Raw genomic sequence first — 2,760 nt, forward strand, 5'->3', positions numbered from 1 at the left:
CTGATGGCGCTCTCCGAGATGGGCCAGCCATGCTCTCCGAAATGGGCCAGCTGAGGAGTGCAGCGTAACCGGTGTCAGCGGCGGAGCGGGATCACTCCGTCGGGTGCCGCGACGGGCATCTGCGGCCGGGCGGCTTCGGGTGTGGTGAGCAGCGCGACGATGGTGACCGGGCCGCCGCAGTGCGGGCAGTCTCGCTGGGCCGCGATGTGCGGCAGCGGCGCCGCAGGCGCCGGCGGGGTCGCCGCCGGAGGCGGTGTCCCGAAGGACCTGGCGGTGCTGGCTGCGGGTGTGGTGCGCTCGACCTCCCGGCGGGCGGCCGCGGTGTGTTTGCACTGGCGCGAGCAGTAGAGCCGGGTCTTGGCCTGCCGGCCGGTCGCGACGAACTGCTCCCAGCAGATCGGGCAGGTCTTGCGGGTCGCGTTGTAGTCCGGGTCGCGCGGGTCAGGAGACATGCGCGTTCACCGCCTTCCGCAGCTTGTCCGATGTAGACTGATGCGACCGCAACCGGTAAGACGGGCCGTCGATGCCGACCACGGTCGCGCGGTGCAGCAACCGGTCCAGCATCGCCGCCGCGACAGTCGCGTCGCCGAAAGCCGTTGCCCAGTCAGCAATCCCGACGTTCGTTGTCAGGATCGTGGACGACTTGAGGTAACGCTGGTTGATCACCTGGAACAAGGCTGAGGCCCCGTCGCCGGGTAACGGCAGATAGCCCAGTTCGTCGATCACGAGCAGTTTCGGGCCGGCGAAGAACCGCATGCAGGTGGCCCAGCGGCCTTCGACTGCGGCCTTGTGGCAGCGGGCGGCGAGGTCGGCCGCGGTGGTGAAGTAGACCCGGTTCCCGGCCTCGGCCGTCCCGCGCGCGAGCGCGGTGGCCAGCATCGTCTTGCCGACCCCGGGCGGCCCGACGAACAACACGTTCGACGCGTCGTCGAGAAAGCGGAGGGTGGCCAGGTCGCGGATGAGTTTCTCGTCGACCCCGGGCTGGGCGGCGAAGTCGAAGTCCGCCAGGGTCCAGGGATCGGGCAGGCAGGCGAACCGCAACCGGCCGGCCAGCCGGCGTTCTTCGGTGGCGTTGACCTCGATCTCCAGCAGCCGCTCCAGCGCAGCGGTCATCGACAGGTTCTCCGCGCGGGCCTGATCGAGGATCCGGGGCAGGGCTTCGGCGGCGTTGTCCAGCTTGAGGTAGGAGAAGTGCGAACGGAGTTGCTGATAGCGGCGGGCCTCGCTCATCTGTGGCCCTGAACGGTTTCCGGACAAGTGATCAGTCCTCCTCGGACTCATAGGTGGGTGCACTGCCCAGCTTCGCCGCGGTGGCGGCGTAGGTGGCCAGGTCGATCACGACGTGGGCCGCGGGCCCCGTCGCGGGCAGGCCGCGCAGTCGTGCTGCTTCGGCCAACGCCGCCGCCGACGGCGGCCGGCGCGTCTTGTGGGTGCAGGGCCGCTCGTGGCTGAACGCGCCCATCGCGGCGTGTTCGAGCGCGATCACATGCCCGTCGTCGCGGATCACCCGACCCGCCCCGTCCGGGGCCCGGCTGTGAACCGCGACGGTCGCGCCGCCCTCGGTGACGATCCGCAACATGTCCGCGCCAAGCCGGTGGCGGACCTGAACCTGCGCGCCGCCCAGCCCGGGCGGGACGGAGTAGGCGTTGCCGCGGAAGGACACCAGCGCCTGCGGCGTGACGATCCGACCGAGGTCGAACTCGGCTGGGAACGCGACCAGCGGCGGCGCGTGCAGCCGCTCGGCCGCGGCCAGGGCGGCGACGGTGGTGCGTTCGCCGTCGATGACCCGGCGGCGACTGTCGAGCTTGGTCGCGAGCCGGTCCAGCCCGGCCTGGGCCTCGTCGATCGTGACGTCGTCGCCGAGGGTGCGCCACCAGCGCTGCGCGGCCGAGTGGTTGGCCTTCTCGACCACGCCCTTGCGGTTCCCGCGCCGCGGCGGACACGTCACCGACCGGACTCCATAGTGCTTCGCGACCTGCGCAAACGCGGCGGTGATCCGGCCGGAGGCGGGATGGCAGACCGTGGCCATCCGGTCGAACCGCCAGACCTGGGTCACCCCGCCCAGCCGGCGAACCACCGCATCGAGGGCCTCGACCAGGTGCGGGAAATCCTCGGCATCGGCCAGGACCCCGCGCCACTTGCTCGAGTGCGCCAGCGCACCGACCAGCAAATGCGCCTGCTTCCCGGCGCCCCAGCTCACCGGCGGGTCCGGCAGCTCCAGCCAATCCCACTGAGTCTCCTCACCCGGCGGGTGAGTGATGATCGCGACGTCCCGGCCGCGGGCCACCCGGCAAGGCTCGCAGTGCGGGCGCAGCTGATAGCGGCGCAGCGCGCGGGTGAACGTCGAGTATCCGCCCTGGTAGCCGAGCTCGGCGATCTCGTCCAGCAGCGTCGCCGCCCACAGATGCGGGTCGTCGGCCAGCCGGGCCCGGCAGTAGGCCACGAACGGCTCGAACGGGTCCGGCCCCGTCGGCCGGCGTCTGCCCGGCACCACGTCGCCGGCCAGGTAGCGGCGGATGGTCTTGCGGTCGCGTCCGAGATGTCGGGCGATCGCCGAGACCGACCAGCCTTGAGCACGCAGCGCCTGCGCCTCCACGTCTTCCTCCAGAGTGAGCATCCACGCCTCCGGCAACGGTCACGGTGATCAACACCGAAACCGTCACCCCGAGGCCGCTGACCAGCGCAAACGACGCGCCGACAGGACACCCCAACTGGGGAATTTCAGAGAGCAGGACTGGCCCTATTCAGAGAGCACCATCA

Annotated in this window: 3 protein-coding genes; all 3 read right to left on the minus strand. The window is 70.9% G+C overall.

Annotated features, from left to right (window positions below):
- Positions 1-74: 74 nt before the first annotated feature.
- Genes M8542_RS49690 through istA form a run of 3 tightly spaced genes read right to left on the minus strand, consistent with a single transcriptional unit; the run spans position 75 to position 2,617 of the window.
- A complete protein-coding gene (locus M8542_RS49690; RefSeq protein ID WP_257927440.1) occupies positions 75-452 on the minus strand; it encodes a hypothetical protein in 378 nt (125 codons plus the stop codon).
- Positions 442-1,230: an IS21-like element helper ATPase IstB gene (istB, locus tag M8542_RS49695; RefSeq protein ID WP_020661064.1), complete on the minus strand. Its 789-nt coding sequence runs from the start codon at positions 1,228-1,230 to the stop codon at positions 442-444. The genes M8542_RS49690 and istB overlap by 11 nt, the downstream gene beginning before the upstream one ends.
- 31 nt (positions 1,231-1,261) lie before the next feature.
- Positions 1,262-2,617: an IS21 family transposase gene (gene istA, locus M8542_RS49700; RefSeq protein ID WP_257927441.1), complete on the minus strand. Its 1,356-nt coding sequence runs from the start codon at positions 2,615-2,617 to the stop codon at positions 1,262-1,264.
- Positions 2,618-2,760: the final 143 nt, after the last annotated feature.

It is taken from the genome of Amycolatopsis iheyensis (genome assembly GCF_024703995.1).
Classification (GTDB): Bacteria; Actinomycetota; Actinomycetes; order Mycobacteriales; family Pseudonocardiaceae; genus Amycolatopsis; species Amycolatopsis iheyensis.